This is a genomic window from Chroococcidiopsis thermalis PCC 7203 (assembly GCF_000317125.1).
Classification (GTDB): domain Bacteria; phylum Cyanobacteriota; class Cyanobacteriia; order Cyanobacteriales; family Chroococcidiopsidaceae; genus Chroococcidiopsis; species Chroococcidiopsis thermalis.
In genome coordinates, this window is the sequence record NC_019695.1 from 4,162,269 (window position 1) to 4,183,997 (window position 21,729).

A 21,729-nucleotide genomic window follows, 5' to 3' on the forward strand; every position below is an offset into this window, starting at 1 on the left:
GCCCTTAAAGTGAGTTACAAACAAAAAATGAGCAATGACAAATGAGCAATGACCAATAACTAACTATGCTGCCGAGATCTTTGCCAACGGATGAATAGCTTCTCTAGCTCGATCCAAACAAATACCAAGGAACTGAAGCCGAAACAAATCAGCAGTTCTATGGGTGGTATGTAATGGGTGCTGAAGAAACTACGCAACGGTGGAACATAGATTAGCAGTAGTTGTAAAAGAGTGGTCAAGACGACTGAAATCAGAATATAGGGATTAGAGAACGGATCGACTTGAATCGCTAAGCGGGTGTTAGAACGAATCGCGATCGCGTGTCCCATTTGCGCTAGACAGAGGGTGGTAAATACCATTGTTTTCCAGCGGTCTGCGCTCAATCCACCGCCTTGAACTGCCTGGGAATGGTGATAAGCCCAAACCATCAGTATAATCGTCACGATGGCGAGGATAATCCCGATCCGAATCATGTACGAACCCAGTCCTCGCGCAAAGATATTTTCTTTGGGATTTTTGGGGGGTTGTTGCATGACAATTGGTCTACCTGGTTCGACAGCCAGAGCTAGCGCCGGAATTCCATCTGTCACTAAATTCATCCAGAGAATTTGCAACGGTGAAAGCGGTACTCCTCCCAGACCTAATAGCGGTGCTGAAGCAATAGTTAAAACCTCTCCTAAGTTACTACCTAGAATGTATCTAATAAAGCGACGGATGTTAATGTAAACAACTCGTCCTTCTTCTGTCGCCGAGACGATTGTAGAAAAGTTGTCGTCTAGCAACACCATATCGCTAGCTTCTTTACTGACATCCGTACCTGTAATACCCATTGCTACGCCAATATCTGCCTGTTTGAGGGCGGGAGCATCGTTGACTCCATCCCCTGTCATGGCAACAATTTGGTTTTTGTGTTGTAGCGCTTGGACGATCTGTAATTTATGCTCTGGCGAGACGCGGGCGTAGACGCTGACGCGATCGACGTGTGCCTCAAGTTCTGGCATACTCAATTTTTCCAGCTCTCGCCCTGTCAGTACTAAATCTCCTGGGTGAGCAATCCCTAGATCCTCAGCTACTGCTTGAGCAGTCAGTTGGTGATCGCCTGTAATCATCACAGGACGGATACCAGCAGTACGGCACTTAGCCACGGCTTCGCGAACTTCGGGACGGGGTGCATCCAACATTCCCACTAAGCCCAACCAAGTTAAATCGTTCTCTGCGGTTTCTTCCGAACCCTCTGGGGGAATACTTGCAATTGCTTTGTAGGCAAAGCCCAGAACTCGTAACCCCTTACTGGCATACTGGTTGTTCCGGTCGAGGATGTTTAGCCGGATCTCGTCAGTCAGCGGTTTGATGCGATCGCCCGTTTGAATATGAGTGCAACGCTCTAAAGTCAGTTCGGGCGAACCTTTGGTGAACATCAAATAAGGATGGGCGGTGAGCGGTGAGGGATGAGAGGCGAGGAAGTTCACTAAGTCCTCGTTTCTCACTTCACAGATCGTACTCATGCGCTTGCGTTCTGAGGAGAACGGAAACTCAGCAATTCGGGGAAACCAGCTCGATTGCTGGTCTTTTTCTAGCCCTGCTTTACCTGCTAAAGACAACAGCGCTCCTTCGGTCGGATCTCCAAGGATTGCCCACTCGCCTTTATCTCTTTGCAATATGGCATCGTTGCAAAGTACGCAAGCTAAGAGTAAGGCTTGCAGTTCCGGTTGGTCTGGCGCTGAGACGACTCGATCTTGGTGGCGAAACTCGCCAATGGGGTCGTATCCTTCGCCCGTGACTCGCAGAGAGTTGCTAGCTGTTGCAACTGCCTGGACGACCATTTTATTTTGAGTCAGCGTCCCTGTTTTATCAGAGCAAATTGTGGTGACGCTACCAAGAGTTTCTACAGCTGGGAGTTTGCGGATCAGGGCGTTGCGCTTCACCATGCGTTGAGTTCCCAACGCCAGGGTAACGGTGATCACGGCAGGTAGCCCTTCGGGAACGACAGCAACCGCCATACTGAGCGAGACTTTCACGAGGTTCTCGAAATTACTCATGGTTGGCGTGTGGAGCATTCCTAATCCCACCACCAACAGTACTAGAATCATCGCCCCCGTGACTAAGGTATTGCCCAGTTGCGCCATCCGTTTTTGTAACGGCGTGGGTTCGGCTTCTACCGATTGCAGTGCTGTAGCAATTTTCCCTAGTTCAGTCTTCATTCCCGTCCCCGTGACGAGGACTGTTCCTCGCCCTTGGACGACCTCCGTACCTTCGTAAACCATATTGACGCGATCGCCTAATACGGTATCATCTGGTAGTTGGAGCGTGGCTTGTTTATTGACGGCGTGAGCCTCTCCTGTCAAGGCGGCTTCCCGAATTTGCAGATTTGCAACTTCTAAGAGGCGACCGTCAGCAGAAATCTTCACACCCGCTTCCAGTAACATTACGTCCCCTGGAACCAATTCTTTAGAATCGACTTCCACGGTTTTGCCGTCGCGCAGAACTCGCACTTTGGGCGAAGACAAGCCTTTTAAGGCAGCTAAAGCCTTTTCTGCGCGACTTTCTTGAATATATCCCAGCAACCCGTTCAGAACGACCACTACGCCAATCGCGATCGCGTCTTTAAACGGTATTTCTCCTGGTTGTTTCGTACCGAACACATCTAAAATTGCTGAAATGACAGCAACTGCTATCAACATCAGCAACATGATGTTTTTGAATTGGTCTAGGAGTATTTCCCAACCACTACGTCCTCCTGTTTCCTGTAATTCGTTGAAACCGTAGCGTTGTAATCTTTCTTCAACTTCAGCGGAAGTTAAGCCGGAGGTGCGATCGCTCTGGAGAACATCTGTGGCTCTCTCAGCTTCCAGAGTATGCCAAGCGTAAGACTCTCCGGCAGGCTTAGCCACTGCTAAGTCTGTGCCAGTGCTTGAAGACATTATTTTACTTCTCAAAAACTCAGGAATGCTCTTATAACCTATATCATTTAACTATATGCCTTGCATACCCTTAACATGGTTAAGTAGTGTGAACTTGGATGAACAAGAGTGAGTCGTGAAGGATTCTCATCTAATGACTCACTACGTTTCTTGGGTGCTTGGCTGCATCGCCATAGAAACAAACTTATCAATTTGATAGATTTGCAACTTCACACAAATGCAAAGTTGCAAATCTATCAACACGAGTTTGGAAACTAGAGAAAAACTGTGCTTACGGCTCCCCACTACTCATTGTAAAAAGTTACATTGATTACTATAAGTTAATGTAACGTTAGGTAAAACTGAACATTTAAACCTTTTATGTTTTATTCGTAATACTTTACGATGAAAGATAACCTTTAATGCTTAGGAGATGGTATTTTTATATGCAAACCATTGGTTTAATTTAATAGCTGGCTCAGGTACGCATAGACATTAAATTTGGCTAGATTTCAGCGCTTGGCAAAAATTATAATCTGATTGAGAAGAGCTGTGGGAAAAAAAGACGATCGGAACTACGTGCAAATCAGGGGTCATGTGCGAAAAGATGTAGCACGCCGCTTTAAGCAGTTTTGTTTAGATCGGGAAGTAGACTATAGTGAAGGACTAGAAACAATTCTTAGTGCCTTTTTTACGACGGATACGCAAGTAACTAGCAGCGATCTCGATCGCCAAAACAATTCAACTCACTTTCACTGTTACGAACAGCATTGATAATTATCATTTATCATTTGTGAAAGACCAATCTTGTTATTGGTCATTTGCCATGTGAGATAAACTAATGACAGTCTTATGAGCATTTTATGACTCTGTTGAGGGTTGGAATTACAAATTATTCTGTCTTTTGTTTCCTGTTCTTTTCAGAAAAAAGACTGCTAGCAGTTAGCACTTACTAAAAGCAAAACTTTGTAGAGCAAACATAAGAGGTGAAATGCTAAGAAGAGTAAAGATTGTTGCTATCATCTGCAATTTTGATGCACAGTAGTAACTATTACATGGTAGTGTAAAAACTACAAAACTGAAGATTACTAGACTGAAAACTATCAAGATATCACTCAAGTCAATATGCTCAAGCAAATCAAGAATGCAGCTTTAATTGCTGCGGGTACACTCTGCGCGGGTATAGGTGTCATTGGTGTTTTATTACCTTTGATTCCTGGTACTCCCTTCTTATTAGTAGCAGCAGCTTGCTTCGGCGCGATCGAACAGTAAATTGAGTCAGTTGTCAGTTGTCAGCGTAGAGACGTTACATGTAACATCTGTACGAAGTTATCAGTTATCTCTCATCCTATTTTTGTAGGGGAGGGTTGAACTAAGTTACTTATTTGCTGTGAAGCTTTCGCTCGATGCACTCTTGTAAATCCCTCATTTCGGAAGGGCGAATTTAACTAGAATACCTGCACCTAGCAATTTTTTGGTAGACTCGCCCCTACAATTCCCTATTAGCAACGGGATTGATTCAATGAGCAGAATAATTACATTTCTGGGCGATGGATCTAGAGAACGGACAACGCTAGCAATTGCTACTGCAAAATGGTTTGCCCGACAAGGTAAAAGAGTTTTATTGGCTACCTATATTAATCCCAGTACGGAGCTACTTTTAGAAACTTCTTTAAGTACGCATCCTCAAAGCGTTGAGAGTCATCTGCAAGTCGTACAGTTACAAACAACTGTACTGTTAGAACAGGCTTGGGATGAAGTCAAAAAACTTGTTTCTACCTATTTACCAGATTCTTTTTCCGAACAAATCTATCCTGCCGAATTGATTATACTGCCTGGATTTGATAGTTTTTTAACTTTCAATGCCCTACGACAATACTATCAAAGTGGTAGCTATGATGTCATTATTTATAGCGATCGAGAAAATTTAGAGATACTGCGTATGCTAGGGATTCCTAGTGCTTTAGATTGGTATTTTCGGCGCTTTCACCAAATATTTGCAGATCTAGATATTAGCGAGATTGCTAATTCAATTGGTGGTCCATTGGCTGCGGCAATTCTTCACGCTAATATCGATCGCCAGAAAATGCAAGAAGGACTGGCTCAAATTCAGCATTGGATCGAGCAAGGAGTGGCAGTGGTTAACGATGCAGGTCAGTTAACAGCCTATCTCGTGACTAACGATACACCAGAAGCGATCGCCGATACTCGCTGGTGCTGGGGCAGCGCCCAACAAATTAACCTCACTGTCAGTGGTGTTTTAGCGTATCAAGATCGAGATTTGAGTAGAGAAGCTATACAGTCGGCTTTTACCCCATTAGCTGTCCATCATATCTCTACTTTGCAGGAGAGGAATTGGGAGGCAATTATTCAAGAATTGCCAGATTTTAACGCTACTATTTCCGTGACACCGCCACTCAAAATCGATCTCGTTCAGCGCCAAGTTCACGTTTTTTTACCAGGATTTCATAAAAAACAAGTTAAGTTAACGCAGTCAGGTGCAGAAATAGTTATTGAAGCTGGCGACCAAAGGCGACAGATTGTTTTACCACCAGAGTTGAAAGGAAAATCTGTACAATCTGGTAAATTTGAGGAACCGTATTTAGTAATTTCTTTTTAAGCGCGATTCGTTGTGCTAGAAAATCCCCTGGCTGGGTGTTAGCAGATTGTCGGGATCGTAGCGGCGCTTGGCGCTGACTAGCCTACCCCATACTGGATAAAAGTGCTGTCTCCAATCGGCTTGAGAAAATGGAACGGCATCAATCGGGTAGCGATATCCACCAGTGTCGCGGTTGCGCTCGAAAAACGTGCGGTTATCAGCTAGCATTTTGGCGATCGCGCTAGCATTGGGTGGTGCAGTGCGTAGAATCGCAAATAGAAACACAACCTCTTCATCAGGAACCCGAAACAGCGGTAGCCTCAAGCGGTCTGTTGCCACGGGATACAGCAGTACTGGACCCTGACCCGTATCTGCTAAAGTTAAGTTAGAAACGATCTTGCCGACAAAGCCGTTAACTGCGGTTCCTGGTACGAATAAATCTAACCAAGGATGCGGATAAAACCATACTCCACTCTCCTTTAAAAAAGCAACAGTTGGAGCCAACCGATTGGCAAAATCAAAGTAAGACTTATCTTCAATCTGTTGAGTACCCTGAGTGTAACTTAACCCAGCAAGTAAACTGCTATTGTCTGGTTCATCTGGCGGTGTATAAAAGCTAGCTGCCTCCAACATATAACGCCATCCACCACTAGCATCGGGTACGACTTGACCTTCTACGTAGTCAAATCGTTTTTGGGCAATTAGCCAGCGCTGGTCGTGCGTCAAAGCAGCCAGATCGTTGTAAAACAAGCGAAATACACGGCTATTTTGGGCAGACGGAATCAGGCGAACTGTTGCCCTGACGATAATGCCACATTGACCCAACCCTGCCAGCACTGCTTCAAACAAATCGCGATTTTGGGAGCGAGAACAAGTTTCTAGGTTGCCCGCACCCGTGACGACTTGAAGGGATAGGACGTTATCCACCTGCACGCCATAACGATGACTCCTGCCACCGATCCCACCAACGGCTAAAGTGCCACCCACGGATAGCTCGATGTAATCTGTCAAGACGGGGGGTGTCAGTTGTCGCTCTAACGATGCCAGGAGCAGTTGGCTCCATAATACGCCTGCATCTACTTCTGCCCCCTCTGCATTAATAGTATGAATCGTATCGAGCGAACTCATATCAATAACTATCCCCGCCTCTATGAGCGGTTGACCGTAAGTGGAGTGCGCTTGACCGCGTGCAGCAACTTTCAGCTTGTGGCTGCGAGCAAACCGGACAATTCTCACGATGTCCTCAACCGAACCTGGTTTGAGTACAGCACTTGGATAACGACGCACCAGATGACTGAAATCATCAGCGGCAGCATTGCGGGTGGCAGAATCGGTGTAAAGTATACCGTCCAGGGGTGGCAGAGATTCAAACTCAGATGCAGCACTGGCGGATGTGACCCACGATCGCATGGCAGGATTGAACCCAATAATAATCGCACTGGCGATCGCACCTTGCAAAACTTGACGGCGTGAAGCATTCTTCATCCAGCATCCCCTGAACTAGCGTTTGACAGACCGAAATTCTTTTGCTCAATTAGAACTTCTTCAAACTTAAATGATAGTATTTCTCATTGAAAGCAATAAAATTTGTGTCGGACTAATGCATGATGAGTTCGAGCCGTTCAAAGCAGTTATTTGACAGTAGTAGATGGGGCAACAGGCGTTAAGCTGGCAACAAAAGTAGAATCGGCAGGTTGAACTTCGATGACTCCTCGAAACATATTCATGCCACAGGTGAAAGTATAAGTCCCTGGTTTGTCCGGCGTGAACTCGATGGGTGTGACTTGGTTGAGGGGGAGATTCTGGGCGATATGAAAGTCAGGAAATCGAATTTCTTCGAGGCAACTGCTAGGATCTGTACGGTGGAAGTTGAGTCGGACTCTTTGACCTGCTTTTACCACAACTCGACTGGGTTCGTACCCACCATCAACAGCAATCTCGACTGCCTGAATCCCTTGACTCGTCTTGGCTTTGTGTGACTTAGGCTTGCTGAGCAAAAACCACCACAGTTCTAGTCCAATTAATCCCAAACCACTAACCGTAACGGCTCCTTTCAACCATAGCGGTTGTTCGATCCGGTGGAACTGACCCTTCTGCTCTATTTCGGAGCGTTGCATCCCTTCATGAGACATTTGTGCCACTGCTTGTCCCGAAGCAATGCCTAATGCCAATCCTATACTCGCAATACCACCTACGATCGCAGTTTTGCTGACCATTGAAAACCTCCTATAAAACTGCTCCTGGCTCCTAACAAAAATCTAAATCCTGCTAATACCAATTGACTTTTTGACTACGGCAGAAAGATCCCCCCAACCCCCCTTTTCAAGGGGGGCTATAGAAAATCGTCTCTAACATAGCTTGAGTGAAATGGTATAACGTCCGCAAAGAATGTCACTTTCTTCAGCATCATAAATTTAGCGCGCAGTTTTCGGATGGAAGTTACGCAGACGCAGTGCATTTGTCACCACTGAAACAGAACTAAATGCCATTGCCGCACCTGCAATAATCGGACTGAGCAACCAACCAAAGAAAGGAAAGAGAATACCTGCGGCGATTGGAATGCCAGCCACGTTGTAGATGAAAGCAAAAAACAGATTTTGTCTGATATTACGAATCGTGGCACGCGAGAGTTGAATTGCCGTCACAATACCTTGTAAGTCGCCGGAAATCAACGTAATATCGCTAGCGGCGATCGCCACATCCGTTCCCGTACCAATAGCAATTCCCACATCCGCCTGCGCCAAGGCTGGTGCATCGTTAATCCCATCGCCAACCATTGCGACAATTTTGGGAGTCGTGAATCGTTTTTTGCTCCCCTGCTGCTCTAATTGCAGAGACTTAACAACCTCAGCCTTTCGATCGGGACGAACTTCTGCCATGATTCGGTTAATCCCGACTTCCCGCGCAATAACTTCCGCCGTGCGGCGGTTGTCACCAGTCAGCATTATTACCTCTAATCCCATCTGTTGCATAGTGCGTACAGCAGCAGCAGAAGATGGTTTGACGGCATCCGCAATTCCCATAATGGCTTGGACTGTGCCGTCTACAGCAATCCAAATGACTGTTTTACCGAGATACTCCAGTCGATCCCACTGTGGCTGTAATTGGCTAGTGTTAATTCCCAATTCTTGCATCCAGCGCTGCGTGCCAATTTGTACGAGGCGATCGCCTACGTATCCTTGCACGCCACTACCTGCAACCGCTGCAAATTCTCGTGCGTCAGTCAATTCTACTCCTTGAGAAGAGGCGTATTGCACCACCGCTTCAGCCAAAGGATGTTCTGAATTGCGTTCGACAGCAGCAGCTAGGCGCAAGAGTTTTAGCTCGTTGCTATGTGCCGTACCGTTCACCGTGACAAAATCGGTGACAGTTGGCTTACCTTGCGTAATCGTACCCGTTTTGTCAAGCACGATCGCTTGCAGTTTGTGCGCTAGTTCCAGGCTTTCTGCACCTTTAATCAGAATGCCATTTTCCGCACCTTTACCTGTTCCTACCATAATTGAGGTTGGTGTAGCTAAACCCAAAGCGCAGGGGCAGGCGATAATCAACACTCCAACGGTGGTAATCAATGCCATCGTCAGGTTACCCATGATGTTAAACCAGATGACAAAGGTAGCGATCGCGATCGCGATGACCGCAGGTACAAACCATCCCGTCACTTGGTCTGCCAACCGTTGAATCGGTGCTTTAGAACCCTGAGCTTGCTGTACGAGCTTGACAATTTGCGCCAAAAATGTATCTTTACCAACTCGTGTCGCCCGAAATTTAAAGCTGCCAGTTTTATTGATCGTAGCCCCAATCGCTTCATCTCCAGGCTGCTTTTTCACAGGCAAGCTTTCACCCGTCACCATTGACTCATCAATCGTGGAGGAGCCATCAACGATTTCTCCATCCACGGGAATCTTTTCCCCAGGACGAACTAGGATGATATCCCCCACTATGACTTGGGCAATCGGAATATCCACCTCGCGATCGTTGCGAATGACACGCGCTGTTTTTGCCTGTAAGCCAATTAGTTTGCGAATTGCTTCTGAGGTTTGTCCCTTAGCGCGATTCTCTAGAAGTTTTCCCAGCAAGATTAAGGTAATGATGACAGCGGCGGCTTCGTAGTAAACGTCTGGGTTCAAACCCTGAGCGATAAACCACCCAGGAAAGAAGGTGGGAAACAGGGAATATAAGTAAGCCGCACCCGTACCGATCGCCACTAGAGTATCCATCGTGGCTGTATGGCGCTTGAAAGCTTTCCAGGCATTGACATAAAAGGATGCACCACACCAGAACTGCACTGGAGCCGTGAGGATCAGTTGCAGCCAGGGATTGTGCAGCCACATAGGGATGAAGGGGATAGATAACCCCGTCATAGCAGGCAACGACCCAATGACCAGCACTGCACTAATAATCCCGCTAATCCAAACCTTACGAGTCAAGTCGCGATTTTCTACCTGCCGCGTCCGACGTTCGGCATCGTCATCTGCTGCCAACACATCTTCTTGCATCGGCTGAGCGGAATATCCGGCTGCGTCAACCGCATTTTGCAGTGTCGCCACATCTGTTTTGTCGGGATCGTAAGTAACTGTAGCTTGTTCTGCACCAAAGTTAACGCTGGCATGACTCACCCCAGGAACAGAGCGAATCGCGGCTTCAATGTTGTTAGCACAAGAGGCACAACTCATGCCTTTTAGTTTCAGCGTGATGTTATCCATATGGCGATTACTTTTTATTGGTAACCAATTGCTGCTTAAGCCGCAGGATAGCCTACAGCAGCGATCGCATTTTCAATTTCTGCCGCCGATCGCTGCGTCTCGATACTAACCATTTTTGTTTTCGGATCGGCTTCTACTTTTGCCGTTGCATCCACCTTCTTCACTGCTTGAGTTACAGTATCGACACAAGCAGCGCAAGCGAGTTTGGGAACTTTGAGCTGGATTAACATTTGCTCAACTCCATAACGTGACTAAATCTATTGTGAATTCTCTAGTTAACTAGAGAGTCAAGGGGAGAAAAATTTCGGCGTTGCATAATATGAGGTATGAATTGAGGTAAGTATCAACTCATATCAGTGTCTTTCTTTGCTGCGGCACTCACCGCATCACCATAAAGCGACATTTTTAAAAAGCTATCCTTTAAGCCACCCCGCACCAAATGCGTAACTCCTGCCTTTCATCAGCTTTATTTTTGACGATGGCGAATTAATAAATAGAGAAAATAAGGAGCGCCGATAGCAGCAGTCACCACTCCACAAGGAAGTTCGAGCGGTGCAAACAAAGTTCGTCCGAGCAAATCTGCCAAAATGACGATCGCTCCTCCTAACAATGCCGCAGTTGGAATTAACCCTTGATGGTTTGTCCCTACCAACTGTCTACCTAAATGAGGTGCGATTAAACCAACAAAGCCAATCGTGCCAGCAGTGGCGACTCCTGCACCCGCTAAGGCTACACCGACTAACACCAGCATTCCGCGCTGCCATTCCACGCGACTACCTAAACCTTTGGCAACATCATCTCCCAAGTTCAATGCATTCAAATGTCTGGAATTTGTCAACGCTAGCGGTACGAAAATAATTAACCAAGGCAAGAAAGAAAAGACTTGTTCCCAAGTTCGTCCGTAGACGCTGCCAGCCAACCAAACTAAAGCACTACTCACGTCATCAATTTGCCCAAACGTAATCAGCAAACTAGTAAAAGCACCAGCGATCGCCGATAAACCAACGCCGATTAAAATTAACAGAATCGGCGAACTACCGTTGTTCCAAGCCAGCGAGTAAATTAAAACAGCCATTAGTAAAGCACCGGCAAAAGCTGATAAGGGCAAGGTGTAAATGGGTGCTGCCGGAAATAGGACAATAACCGTCACGGCTGCCAGACTTGCCCCTGCATTGATGCCAATAATACTAGGGTCAGCCAAAGGATTGCGGGTCAAACTTTGAAAGATCGTGCCGGAAATGGCAAATGCTACACCTACCATCAAAGCAACCAGCGTGCGGGGTAGACGTAGGACGTTAATGACGAAATTATGGTCTGGGTTTCCCGTATCCAAACCCAACAGAGTTTTAACGATATCTAACGGCGCGATCGGATATTCACCCCGTCCTACATTTATCACCATCCCCACCAAGGCGATCGCCCCTAAACACAGTAGCACTGGTGGAACGCGGCGATCGAGTCGAAAGGAGAGCGACTGCGAGCGGATGACTAGCCAATCCAACTTCATTTTTTCACCTTTGACTTAGCCAAGTAGACAAAAAAGGGAGCGCCAACTACTGCTGTCATCACCCCTACGGGTAATTCTTGCGGCTTGAGTAAGACACGCGCTGCTACATCTGCCACCAAGAGTAAAGTTGCCCCTGCAACTGCTGCATAAAGTAAAATCCAACGGTAATCGGTGGGAATAAAAAATCTCACCATGTGAGGAACGACTAAGCCGATAAAGCCAATTGGTCCGGCTAGCGCCACCGAGCTTCCTGCCAGTAAAACCACGCCGATCGCCGTAACAATCTTGACCCAAGCAGTCTGTTGACCTAAGCCTTTTGCCACATCTTCACCCAGGCTCATTGTCGTAATTTGTCTACCCAAAGCAAATGCGACGATTAAACCCACTCCAAGAAAAGGTAATACTTGCCATAGAATCTCAGTATCGCGTCCTGCCAGCGAACCAGCTAGCCAAAATCTAATTTCTTCTAGGGTTTGTTGGCTAACTATCAGAATCGCCGTGGTGAGGGAAGAAATCAAAGCCGTCAGCGCCGCACCTGCTACTGTCAAATTCAGTGGCGTAGCTCCTCCCCGTCCCAGAGAACCGAGAAAGTAGACTAAAATTGCCGTGGCTGCTGCACCTAGCATGGCAGCAAGAGTTAAAACGCTCAAGCTAGAACTGCCAAGCAGAAAAATTGTCGCCACTACAGCTAGTGCTGCTCCCGACTCAATCCCTAAAATTCCTGGATCTGCCAAAGGGTTGCGCGTCAAGCCTTGCATTAACGCTCCCGCTACTGCTAGGGAAGAACCGACAAGTAGAGCAATGAGCGATCGCGGTAATCGTACAGTTTGGACGATTAAGTGATTGTAGGAACCATCAAAAGCAGTAAAAGATGCCAAAATCTGAGCTAGAGGTATTTCTGCTGCGCCTAAACTGATGCTGTACAAAAAGCAAACGAGCAAGATGACTAGCCCGACGATTAGACCAACTAAGGGCGATAGTTTGGGCTTGTTCGCTCCTCTAGGTGAGCTGGCGATCGCTTTTGACATTGTCAATTTTTGTCATTGGGAATGCGTAGTTTTACTTATCGAGCCAGAATTTGAACGCTAGTTGCCAACTATTGACAATAATTCTACAGGTAAATGACCGAGCGATGGTTAATTGTTGCCAAATCGCATCCGCCAAAGACTAGCATAAATGCCATTCCGTGCTAGTAAGTCTTCGTGTTTACCCTGCTCGATAATTTGACAATTCCTGCGCGGTTTGATTTTCTGACGATCCCTCAAAGGAACGATCGCTCCTATTTGCAGACAAATGGATTTATGGTTTGTTGACAAGATATTTATATAGGTCGTCAATTACTGCATCGGCAGCTAGCAGGTTCGATCCAAGCCAGGTTAACACGTCTACAGTGTATACTTGCCCTTTTCGGACAGCTTTGAGCGTTTTCCAAAGTGGCTTGTTTTGCAGTTGTTCCAACTTTTTACTGTCACGCTCTCTCAGAGTTAAGATGAAGAGAATGTCGCCATCTACTTCTTGTAGCCTTTCCTCTGAAATACCATAAATGCGATCGCCACGAGGTAAGATAACATCTTGTGCTTTTGGTTGTTGCAATCCAATATCATTCAGAAGTGAACCAGGAAATGAACTTTTAACCCAACTTATAATTCCGTAGCTGCTACTAAAAGAAACAATAGATATTTTCTTGTCTTTATATCGGTCGTTTAAAGCTATTTTTAATTTCTTAATTCTTTGAAAATAGTGTCTCCAAGCTTTTTGATATTCTTCTTCTTTCCCTAATGCTTGAGCTAGGAATTGAAAGTGTTCTTTCCAAGAGGATGTACCTTTCCAAGTGACAAGAGCTGTTGGACTAATTTGAGAAAGCAAAGGATAAATTTTGCGAATAGGTTCCCAACCTAAGATTAGATCGGGTTGCAACAAAGCTATTTTCTCTATACTAGGCTGATATTGGTTGCCCAACATTACTACGTTTTTTGTGTAAGTTTCTAAGTAGCTAGGAAAACCATTTAAATCAGTCAAGGCTGAAGCACCAGCAATGGGATAAAGACCCAAGACAAGAAGATTACCCAAGGTAAATTGAGAGACTGTAATAATGCGATTAGGATTTTTAGGAATACAAGTTTTTCCCACTACGTGCTGTATCAATCGACAGTCTTTCAGGGGTTGCAACAAACTTGTAGCATGGTTATTTATGCCCACACTACAAGCTGTGGCAAATATAAACGTTGAGAATCCTAAAAGTAATAAATAAGTCAACTTATGCCAGAACACTTTTATTAATCTCAACTTGTTAAAACTCCCATGAAATAGTTCCTTGTACTGTAAATGGCGCACCATAGGAAACACGTAATCTACCAAAAGAGTTTTCAAAGTAATCCACGTTAAATACCGGTCTTTCCTGGCGCGGAACGATGCCATCAGTACTGTTGTAGTATTGTGATGCTAGTTGCAATACGGCTGCTGCGCTTTCTAAAGGTGGCAAGTCACCAAACATGAGAGTTGTTTTATGCGGTGCAGCTAAAGCTACAGCACAAGGACGTTTACACGCGCTCAGGCATTCTACTGGTTGAATGACAAATGACGCTCGCAATTGCCAACTTTCCGACAGAGATAGCAATCGATCGAGCAAATACCAGCCTCCTCGCTTGCCCATATATTCTCGTTGATGAAGAGAATACATGCAAGATTTACAGACAAATAAAGCGTGTTTAATCATAAAAAATTGACTCGATTCCCATTACTTTTGTTGAAGAGTGCGAGCAATATCTGTAAATGCTATTTCGGCAATTGATTTATGAATTTTGTAGGTTTTGGTAGGAACGGTCATCACGGCGATCGCTGTTTCCAGTAGCGGACAGCCAGGTTCGTTGCAGCGTAATTGAATAATAGAAATAGGAGTATCTAGATCGAGTTGCAATAGCTCGTAAATCCAAGTTTTTATTTGTTGGACTCTCTCTGGTTCTGCTCTAGCGTTAGATTTGGAGAATAAATTCATTGTTCGCAGAGGTGCGAAATCAATAATCAGCGTGTTATTTGCGATCGCCCCACCAGAAACATATGTGCCAATGCTAGAGGAACTATCCAGATACTTTCCCTAATTAGCAGGCGTGCTAGCAGTAGTGGAGTGAGATCGTGAGAAATTCCTGGGAGAATTCCAGTCAGGAGAACTAAGCCTTCAAACAAGATAAATCCACCCACAAAACTGACTCCCAGCCAGAGAAAATGACCGCCGATTTTCTCACGACTAAACTTATACCAATTTACTCTTTGACTACGACAAAAGAGTAAATTGGTATTAACTCAACATCCTGCAGTAGAAGTGCTCTCAAGAGATCGCTCTACCGCAGATAAAAGTGGCATGACACAAGGAGCGCCAGAAGCATTACAAGTAGCGGACCGGTTTGATCTAGTGCAAAACTTGACTGAGACTTTAGAAAAGGTACTCAGCAGCTATGATGCCCAGCTCAAAGCAATTGTGCACTCATCAGCGTCAGGCTTTAGCTGCAACACAGACAGCTGTTGTGAGTCCTAAGCCAACCGCAACGGCGAAGGCTCAAGTGCGAACCCCAGCTGCTCATCAACACCGAATCGAGCAACAGTAGCAGATCCAGTCACTGCACCAACAACAGTGGTCTCAAATCGCCATTGCCCAAGCGGTGGGTGTCAGCGTTCGGACTGTACTACGCTTCCTAACTCTGCCGCGACTGCCAGAAACTCCACCTCGACGCAAATCGTTTGGCACAAGTGTTCTTGACCCTGACAAACAGCTTCTCCTAGAGCAGTGGAATGGGGGCATCCGGCAGCCGAAACTGCTGGTGAGCTTGCTACAACAGCAGGGATACAATGGTCGTGAGCGAACATTGACTCGCTACATCAGTCAATTACGTTCCTCTCAGGGTCTGCCCGTCAAACAGGGGCATTCTGTTCAAGCAACAGTGAAAGTCATCGATCCACAGTCCCCGCCTTTGACGGCTCGTCGAGCGAGTTATTCGATCGTCAAGCGGCGAGAGAATCGTAAGAGCGAGGATACCAAACTGCTGGAGCAGATCGTGGCAGAGTATCCAGACTTGGCACTAGCAGTTGAGTTAGCCGATGAATTCTTGCTACTACTACCTCAGCAGAGAGCTGATGGATTTGACAAGTGGTTGATGCAGGCGATGCAGAGTTCATTAAAACCTTTCGAGCAGTTTGCACAAGGGTTGTTAGAGGACTATGTTGCGGTTAAGGCGAGCATGATGTCGAGCGTGAGTAATGGTGCAGTTGAGGGATTGAACAATCGCTTGAAGATGCTCAAGCGACAGATGTATGGACGAGCTAGATTAGAATTACTCAGCAAACGTTTCATCCTGGCTCATTGAGCCGCTCTCAAACACTTTTTTTAGGTTGTCCTGCTTCACCAAAAGCTGCGAAGACCCCAAGTTAGTTGACTTGGAGGTAGTGCCGCAGGCTTTGAACGATGATGTATTTTTGGTTTTAGACAATTGAAGTGCTTTGTCTAACTGGTTTTCTAGCATCCTGCTTAACACAACTTTACATTGTGTCCTATTTTGCACGTATCTCACTTTTCCCCAATTTATATAGTATACTATTTTTGCATAATTTTCTCAATTACTTCTGATAGGATGGCAACTTACACAATAGTCCTGGTTAAAATTTAGCGACGTTATGAAAATTGGTCTAAAACAGTTTGGCAATTTATTGATAGACTACCTCAAGCCTCAGAAAGGACGCGTTGCCAAGTTTGCGATCGCTCTACTCGCTAGTATCGGTTTACAACTGCTCAACCCGCAAATTTTACGTAATTTTATTGATACAGCTGTAGCAGGCGGTTCAGCGCAGAGCTTATTTATCGCCGCATTTCTATTTATTGGTGTAGCTTTAGCGAAGCAATTAATGTCAATTGCGGCTACATACTATGGCGAGAATGTTGCTTGGACTGCTACTAACGCTTTACGTGCCGATTTAGTTGAGCATTGTCTCAAACTCGATTTATCTTTTCACAAGATTACTACGCCAGGTGAATTAGTAGAACGAGTTGATGGTGATATTCACAATCTTTCTCAGTTTTTCTCAAAATTTAGCGTTTATATCTTAGGCAGTTTGCTGCTGATCTTGGGTGTGATTGTGGTGATGTTCGTCGAAGATTGGCGGGCTGGCATGGCTATTTCATTTTTCGCCCTCATCGCATTATCAACTCTCATTAGTCTGCGTTCCATTGCCGTTCCTTATTGGGGAAAATATCGCCAAATCAATGCAGAGTTCTTTGGGTTTTTGGGTGAGCAACTAACAAGCATTGAAGACATCAGAGCAAATGGTGCCAAAAATTATGTTATGTACCGCTTCTATAAAATTTTACAACGCTGGTTGCCTACCTATCACAAAGCGCGTTTTGCTGATACTATCCTCTGGACTACTACTAATGGTATATTCACACTAGGCTATGTCATCGCTTTAGCTTTAGCTCTTTACCTTTGGAATCAAAAAGCGATCACTATCGGAACTGCATACGTATTTTTTTACTATACTACACTTCTGAGCGAACCAATTGAGCAAATTCGCAATCAGTTAGAAGACCTTCAACAAGCGGAAGCTAGCATTTATCGTATTCAAGACTTATTTCAAGTGCGATCGCAACTGAATGCTGGAGGCAAAGAGCAACTTCCTAGTGGCGCACTCTCTGTTACTTTGACTAATGTCTCATTTAGCTATAGCGATGTCCAAGGACAAGCCTCTACGAGTCTACGCATCAAAAAGCCAGATATAAAACCAGAATTGATCCTGCAAGATATATCTTTCCATTTACCGCCTGGTCATGTCTTGGGACTGTTAGGACGTACAGGTAGCGGTAAAACGACATTAGCACGCTTATTACTGAGGTTATATGACGCACAATCAGGCTCAATTAGGTTGGGAAATGTACCCATCAATCAAACTCCCTTAACAAACTTATCAAAGCACGTCGGATTAGTAACTCAGAATGTACAGTTATTCCAAACCACAGTCCGCAACAACCTCACCTTTTTTAACGAAAATATCAGCGACGAGCGCATATATGAAACTTTGAAGATGCTGGGATTATCTGGATGGCTACATTCATTACCCAAAGACTTAGATACCCAATTGGGTCCTGATAATAGTGGCTTATCAGCAGGACAGGCGCAATTGTTAGCATTTGCCCGTGTTTTTCTCAAAGATCCTGGTCTAGTAATTCTAGATGAAGCATCCTCACGGCTCGATCCTACAACAGAAAAACTCATTGAAAAAGCTATAGATCAGCTATTGATTGGGCATACCGGCATCATTATTGCTCACCGATTAGCAACTGTGCAAAGAGCAAATCAAATTCTGATTTTAGATAAAGGTCGGGTCAGCGAGTATGGATTACGAGAAGAATTAATGCAAGATTCTCATTCACGCTTTGCTCAATTACTTAAGACTGGTTTAACAAATTTATTAGTTTAATTCTCGTCGCTTAACGCTTGTATTGTAATTAATAATTAATATGTTGTTAGCGCCTAAAAAAATTCAAAGCTGGAAATTATTATGGAACTTAATTTGCTATCAACCTAAACTGTACACAACTGATAGTCTTTTATGGATTTTAATTATGGGTTTGCCTGCAATTCCTGGGTTAATTATTCGGGAATTCTTTGATAGCCTAACAGGTAAAGCACAATTTGGGTTAACACCTTTAGTTTGGATTTTGTTGTTGCTTGCTTTAAGCTTAGGACATATTGGAACCATATTTGCAGGGCGCATAACTAAAACTCAGCACCGTTTTACCATGAGTTCCTTGCTGCGGCGTAACTTATTAGAACGTCTGTTAAACAATCCTACTGCTCAACCTGTAATTGTTAACAGTGACGTGGAAAAAGCTGTATCTCAAGGTGAAATTATTAGTTATTTTCGTGATGATGCCGAGCAAATAGAAGATAGTGTGGCATGGGTATCAGAACTGCTTGGGGAAGGATTATTCACTGTTCTTTGTCTAGTAATTTTATTAAGTGTTAATGTCCAGATGACCTTGTTTGTTTTTCTGCCTTTGGTTGGCACGATCGCGATTATTCAAAAAGCAGAAACTTACATCAAACGATACCGTAAAGCTAGCCGCGAAGCCACAGAAAAAGTGACAGGAATTTTAGGCGAAATGTTTAGTTCAGTGCAAGCAATTAAAGTTGCTGGTGCAGAACAAGATGTGCTGCATCACTTTCGCACTCTCAACGACAAACGCCACCAAGTGATGGTGAGAGATAGCTTATTAAATTCCCTGTTAGATTCAGTATTTCAAAATATGACGAATTTAGGGACAGGGTTAATTTTGCTGCTAGCTTCTGTGTTAATTCAGCGTCAAAGTAGTAATTTGACTGTAGGCGACTTTGCTCTGTTTATTTATAATCTTTCCTTTATCACCGGCTTTTTCAATTCTTTAGGGAGATTCATGGCATTGTACAAGCAAACCGAAGTCTCCTTTGAAAGGATGACGGCTTTGCTTTCTGGTGTGACCGCAGATACTTTAGTGGCTAAAAAGCCACTTTATCTGAATAACCTGCGCGGTCGCAAACCACCACTTCCACCATTAGAACAACCACAAATAAAAGAAAGCGATCGCTTAAAATCATTAACTCTATCTAACCTCACTTATCACTATCCCGATACTAACCAAGGAATAACAGACATCAGCTTTCAGCTACAGCGCGGTAGTTTGACTGTGATTACTGGTCGCATTGGTTCAGGTAAAACTACCCTGCTACGAGTGTTATTAGGATTATTACCCAAGCAATCAGGTGCTATTTATTGGAACGGACGGCTAGTAGAAGACCCTGCTAATTTCTTTGTACCACCTCGTAGTGCTTATACTCCTCAAATTCCCCAACTTTTTAGTTATACACTGAGAGAAAATATTTTACTGGGGTTAGAAAAAGATGATGATGAAATCGAAAAGGCACTAAAAATGGCTGTATTTGAACAAGATTTAGCCACTATGAACGCCAAAATGGAAACTTTAGTAGGAGCAAAAGGAGTTAGGTTATCGGGAGGACAATTGCAACGTTTAGCAGCTGCCCGAATGTTTATTCGTCAACCAGAATTGCTAGTTTTTGATGACCTTTCTAGTGCTTTGGATGTAGAGACAGAATTAGCTTTATGGTTACGAATATTTAATAATAGAAGCGAAGACAATTGGATACCAACTTGTCTTGTGATTTCCCATCGGCGTTCTGTTTTAAGCCGCGCCGACCAAATCATTGTTATGAAATCAGGGGCAATAGCAGCACAAGGAAAGTTAGATGAAATTTTTGATAAGAAAGGTCAAGATTTAAATTTTTGACCCTCTTTGCTTTCCTTAAACTAAGCTCTTGTCTCAGGTGTAGGAGGGATACGTGCTAGTAGATGGGATCGCAGTTTTCCCGGTAGTTTACCAGGTAAAACATATCCGTCTTGACTTGCTTCATAAAGCTGGCTGAATTGTAACAAATCAGTTGTACAATCTTCAGTCAGATCGACAAAATGGTATGTATGTTTTTGCGGACAAACAAAGGTAACAACACAAGAGCGTTTGCAAGTCCACAAACAGCTATCAGACTGAATATTGAGCGTGTTGTAAGTAGAATTATTTTTTTGAGCTTCTAGCAACTTTAGAAATAATTGGTTTCCTTCAGCGCGATCGTCTGCTTCGTCGTGAGAAAAAACAGCACTGCACGATGTACAAACAAATAAGGTATGAAGTGTCATAGTCAGTTCCTTTGTAAAAAGTAAATAGAAATTATTTAACGATAAATTGGTATAAATATTTCTTGAGAAATCTTATGGTTGCTTTATGAGATACTTAAATAAATCATCAATAATTGCATTTGCTACTAAAACACCACCCCCAATTTAATAGTCTGGAACTAAGTAAACCTTAATAACTAACAATCTTTTCCAAGTAATTTACTGAGATAAATAAATTTATTACAATCTTTCATCGGTTTTGGGGTATTGTACTTTCACGAAGAGTATGACTGAACCAGATATTTAAACAAATCATCAAGTAGCTTATTGACTCCAAAAAATCCGAATGTCCACCATCTATCTATTTGGACTGCATACACTTGATTATTTTTTGCTGCTTTGAGTGTAGTTAAAAGAGGATTATGAAAAAAATCCTGGAGCAATTGCTGATTATCATTCATGACAAATAAAACATCAGCATCATACTTGTTTAATAGCTCGATACTTGCTACTAAAGTCCCTTCTTTTTGATTTGCTAGCGTAGGTATAAGTTTGATACCAATGTCTTGGAAAACTTGATTATAAGTTTCATTATCTGAATATGTAGCGATGAGACTTCCTTCAAAAAGATTAATCACTGATACTTCTATATCTTTGAGACGCTCGCCTATTAAATTTTGTAACTTTTTGACTCGTTCGTAGTATTGAGCGATGACTTGTTCTGCCTTTTCACTCTCACCTAACACTTGAGCAATAAAGCGAAGATTTTCTTTAAAAGAATAATTCAGACCTGGCAAATCTACAACAACTGTAGGTGCGATCGCTGATAATTGTTTGTAGGCGCTTTTCTGGTATTCACGCATCAAAATTAAATCGGGTTTGAGCATGAGAACTCTTTCCAAATTAGGCTGATTTCCCACACCTACTATTTCGATCCCAGCCGCTTCATCATTGGTTACACCACGGAATAAAAAGTCGTATTCTGGAAAAAAACTTACTGTACCAATTGGTTTGATACCCAGAGATAGCACGGGGTCTAAAAGACCAATATCATTTAATACAATTATTCGCTGTGGCTTGATAGGAATTCTTGTTTCACCCAAAGCGTGTTTGACTACTTTTGTAGCTACTGGTAATTGAGAAGTGGGTGAAGTCCTATCACCTTGAAGTTGCTGTGGGAACAAATACTTATGACTTACCCAAAGTAAAACAATAGTAACAATCCCTAGCAAAAGCAATTTGATGGGACTCTTGATTTTCATACTGTATTCTCCACCTTCACGCCACTTACTCAGCAATAGAAAGCCACTA

The 21,729-nt window shown here is 44.0% G+C and carries 21 protein-coding genes; 7 read left to right on the forward strand and 14 right to left on the reverse strand.

What is annotated here, in order from left to right; genetic code table 11:
- Positions 1 to 59: 59 nt before the first annotated feature.
- Entirely contained in the window at positions 60 to 2,921 is a 2,862-nt protein-coding gene (locus tag CHRO_RS18095) for a cation-translocating P-type ATPase (protein WP_015155680.1), read from the reverse strand.
- 531 nt (positions 2,922 to 3,452) lie between these two features.
- On the opposite strand from CHRO_RS18095, the gene CHRO_RS18100 reads away from it, so the two are divergent.
- The 3 genes from CHRO_RS18100 to CHRO_RS18105 all read left to right on the forward strand — a co-directional run bounded on the left by CHRO_RS18100 (position 3,453) and on the right by CHRO_RS18105 (position 5,520).
- Entirely contained in the window at positions 3,453 to 3,674 is a 222-nt protein-coding gene (locus CHRO_RS18100; protein ID WP_015155681.1) for a hypothetical protein, read from the forward strand.
- 351 nt (positions 3,675 to 4,025) lie between these two features.
- Positions 4,026 to 4,172: a DUF454 family protein gene (locus CHRO_RS30645; RefSeq protein ID WP_015155682.1), complete on the forward strand. Its 147-nt coding sequence runs from the start codon at positions 4,026 to 4,028 to the stop codon at positions 4,170 to 4,172.
- Between the two features lie 250 nt (positions 4,173 to 4,422).
- Positions 4,423 to 5,520, forward strand: a complete 1,098-nt coding sequence (locus CHRO_RS18105) for a Get3/ArsA fold putative tail anchor-mediating ATPase NosAFP (protein WP_015155683.1) — start codon at positions 4,423 to 4,425, stop codon at positions 5,518 to 5,520.
- A 15-nt stretch (positions 5,521 to 5,535) separates the two neighbouring features.
- Here CHRO_RS18105 and CHRO_RS18110 read toward each other — a convergent pair whose 3' ends face one another.
- From CHRO_RS18110 to CHRO_RS30650, 11 genes are all read right to left on the reverse strand, one after another.
- A complete protein-coding gene (locus CHRO_RS18110) occupies positions 5,536 to 6,984 on the reverse strand; it encodes an FAD-binding protein (protein WP_015155684.1) in 1,449 nt (482 codons plus the stop codon).
- A 146-nt stretch (positions 6,985 to 7,130) separates the two neighbouring features.
- Positions 7,131 to 7,715 (reverse strand): cupredoxin domain-containing protein, encoded by a 585-nt coding sequence (locus CHRO_RS18115; RefSeq protein ID WP_015155685.1) that lies wholly within the window; start codon positions 7,713 to 7,715, stop codon positions 7,131 to 7,133.
- A 198-nt stretch (positions 7,716 to 7,913) separates the two neighbouring features.
- Entirely contained in the window at positions 7,914 to 10,202 is a 2,289-nt protein-coding gene (locus CHRO_RS18120) for a heavy metal translocating P-type ATPase (protein WP_015155686.1), read from the reverse strand.
- Positions 10,203 to 10,237: 35 nt separating this feature from the next.
- Positions 10,238 to 10,432 carry a heavy-metal-associated domain-containing protein gene (locus CHRO_RS18125; protein ID WP_015155687.1) on the reverse strand — a complete coding sequence of 65 codons (195 nt, stop codon included), beginning with the start codon at positions 10,430 to 10,432 and terminating at the stop codon, positions 10,238 to 10,240.
- A gap of 236 nt (positions 10,433 to 10,668) precedes the next feature.
- Entirely contained in the window at positions 10,669 to 11,709 is a 1,041-nt protein-coding gene (locus CHRO_RS18130) for a FecCD family ABC transporter permease (protein ID WP_015155688.1), read from the reverse strand.
- Positions 11,706 to 12,737 (reverse strand): FecCD family ABC transporter permease, encoded by a 1,032-nt coding sequence (locus CHRO_RS18135; RefSeq protein ID WP_015155689.1) that lies wholly within the window; start codon positions 12,735 to 12,737, stop codon positions 11,706 to 11,708. Before CHRO_RS18135 ends, CHRO_RS18130 begins: the two co-directional genes overlap by 4 nt.
- A gap of 108 nt (positions 12,738 to 12,845) precedes the next feature.
- Positions 12,846 to 13,025 (reverse strand): hypothetical protein, encoded by a 180-nt coding sequence (locus CHRO_RS32490; RefSeq protein ID WP_181824194.1) that lies wholly within the window; start codon positions 13,023 to 13,025, stop codon positions 12,846 to 12,848.
- Entirely contained in the window at positions 13,009 to 14,046 is a 1,038-nt protein-coding gene (locus CHRO_RS18140) for an iron-siderophore ABC transporter substrate-binding protein (protein WP_219335948.1), read from the reverse strand. Before CHRO_RS18140 ends, CHRO_RS32490 begins: the two co-directional genes overlap by 17 nt.
- Positions 14,000 to 14,425, reverse strand: coding sequence for a DUF1636 family protein (locus tag CHRO_RS18145; protein WP_015155691.1), 426 nt, complete (start codon positions 14,423 to 14,425; stop codon positions 14,000 to 14,002). The genes CHRO_RS18140 and CHRO_RS18145 overlap by 47 nt, the downstream gene beginning before the upstream one ends.
- A gap of 21 nt (positions 14,426 to 14,446) precedes the next feature.
- Complete coding sequence (locus tag CHRO_RS18150; RefSeq protein WP_015155692.1) at positions 14,447 to 14,704, reverse strand: hypothetical protein; 258 nt, start codon at positions 14,702 to 14,704, stop codon at positions 14,447 to 14,449.
- A 26-nt stretch (positions 14,705 to 14,730) separates the two neighbouring features.
- Positions 14,731 to 14,907, reverse strand: a complete 177-nt coding sequence (locus CHRO_RS30650; protein WP_015155693.1) for a hypothetical protein — start codon at positions 14,905 to 14,907, stop codon at positions 14,731 to 14,733.
- Between the two features lie 254 nt (positions 14,908 to 15,161).
- Between CHRO_RS30650 and CHRO_RS32495 the strand changes: the two genes are divergently transcribed.
- The 4 genes from CHRO_RS32495 (at position 15,162) to CHRO_RS18165 (ending at position 20,035) form a co-directional block, all read left to right on the forward strand.
- Positions 15,162 to 15,311: a hypothetical protein gene (locus tag CHRO_RS32495; RefSeq protein ID WP_158631805.1), complete on the forward strand. Its 150-nt coding sequence runs from the start codon at positions 15,162 to 15,164 to the stop codon at positions 15,309 to 15,311.
- Positions 15,312 to 15,644: 333 nt separating this feature from the next.
- On the forward strand, positions 15,645 to 16,067 hold the full coding sequence (locus CHRO_RS35080) for a transposase (protein ID WP_425394287.1): 423 nt from the start codon (positions 15,645 to 15,647) through the stop codon (positions 16,065 to 16,067).
- Positions 16,068 to 16,374: 307 nt separating this feature from the next.
- Positions 16,375 to 18,171 (forward strand): ABC transporter ATP-binding protein, encoded by a 1,797-nt coding sequence (locus tag CHRO_RS18160; protein WP_015155694.1) that lies wholly within the window; start codon positions 16,375 to 16,377, stop codon positions 18,169 to 18,171.
- Between the two features lie 40 nt (positions 18,172 to 18,211).
- Positions 18,212 to 20,035: an ATP-binding cassette domain-containing protein gene (locus CHRO_RS18165; RefSeq protein ID WP_015155695.1), complete on the forward strand. Its 1,824-nt coding sequence runs from the start codon at positions 18,212 to 18,214 to the stop codon at positions 20,033 to 20,035.
- Between the two features lie 20 nt (positions 20,036 to 20,055).
- Here the strand turns inward: CHRO_RS18165 and CHRO_RS18170 are convergent, their stop codons facing one another.
- Together CHRO_RS18170 and CHRO_RS18175 are read right to left on the reverse strand one after the other, a co-directional pair.
- Positions 20,056 to 20,439, reverse strand: coding sequence for a DUF1636 domain-containing protein (locus CHRO_RS18170; protein WP_015155696.1), 384 nt, complete (start codon positions 20,437 to 20,439; stop codon positions 20,056 to 20,058).
- Between the two features lie 254 nt (positions 20,440 to 20,693).
- Positions 20,694 to 21,680, reverse strand: coding sequence for an iron-siderophore ABC transporter substrate-binding protein (locus CHRO_RS18175; protein ID WP_015155697.1), 987 nt, complete (start codon positions 21,678 to 21,680; stop codon positions 20,694 to 20,696).
- Between the last annotated feature and the right edge of the window lie 49 nt (positions 21,681 to 21,729).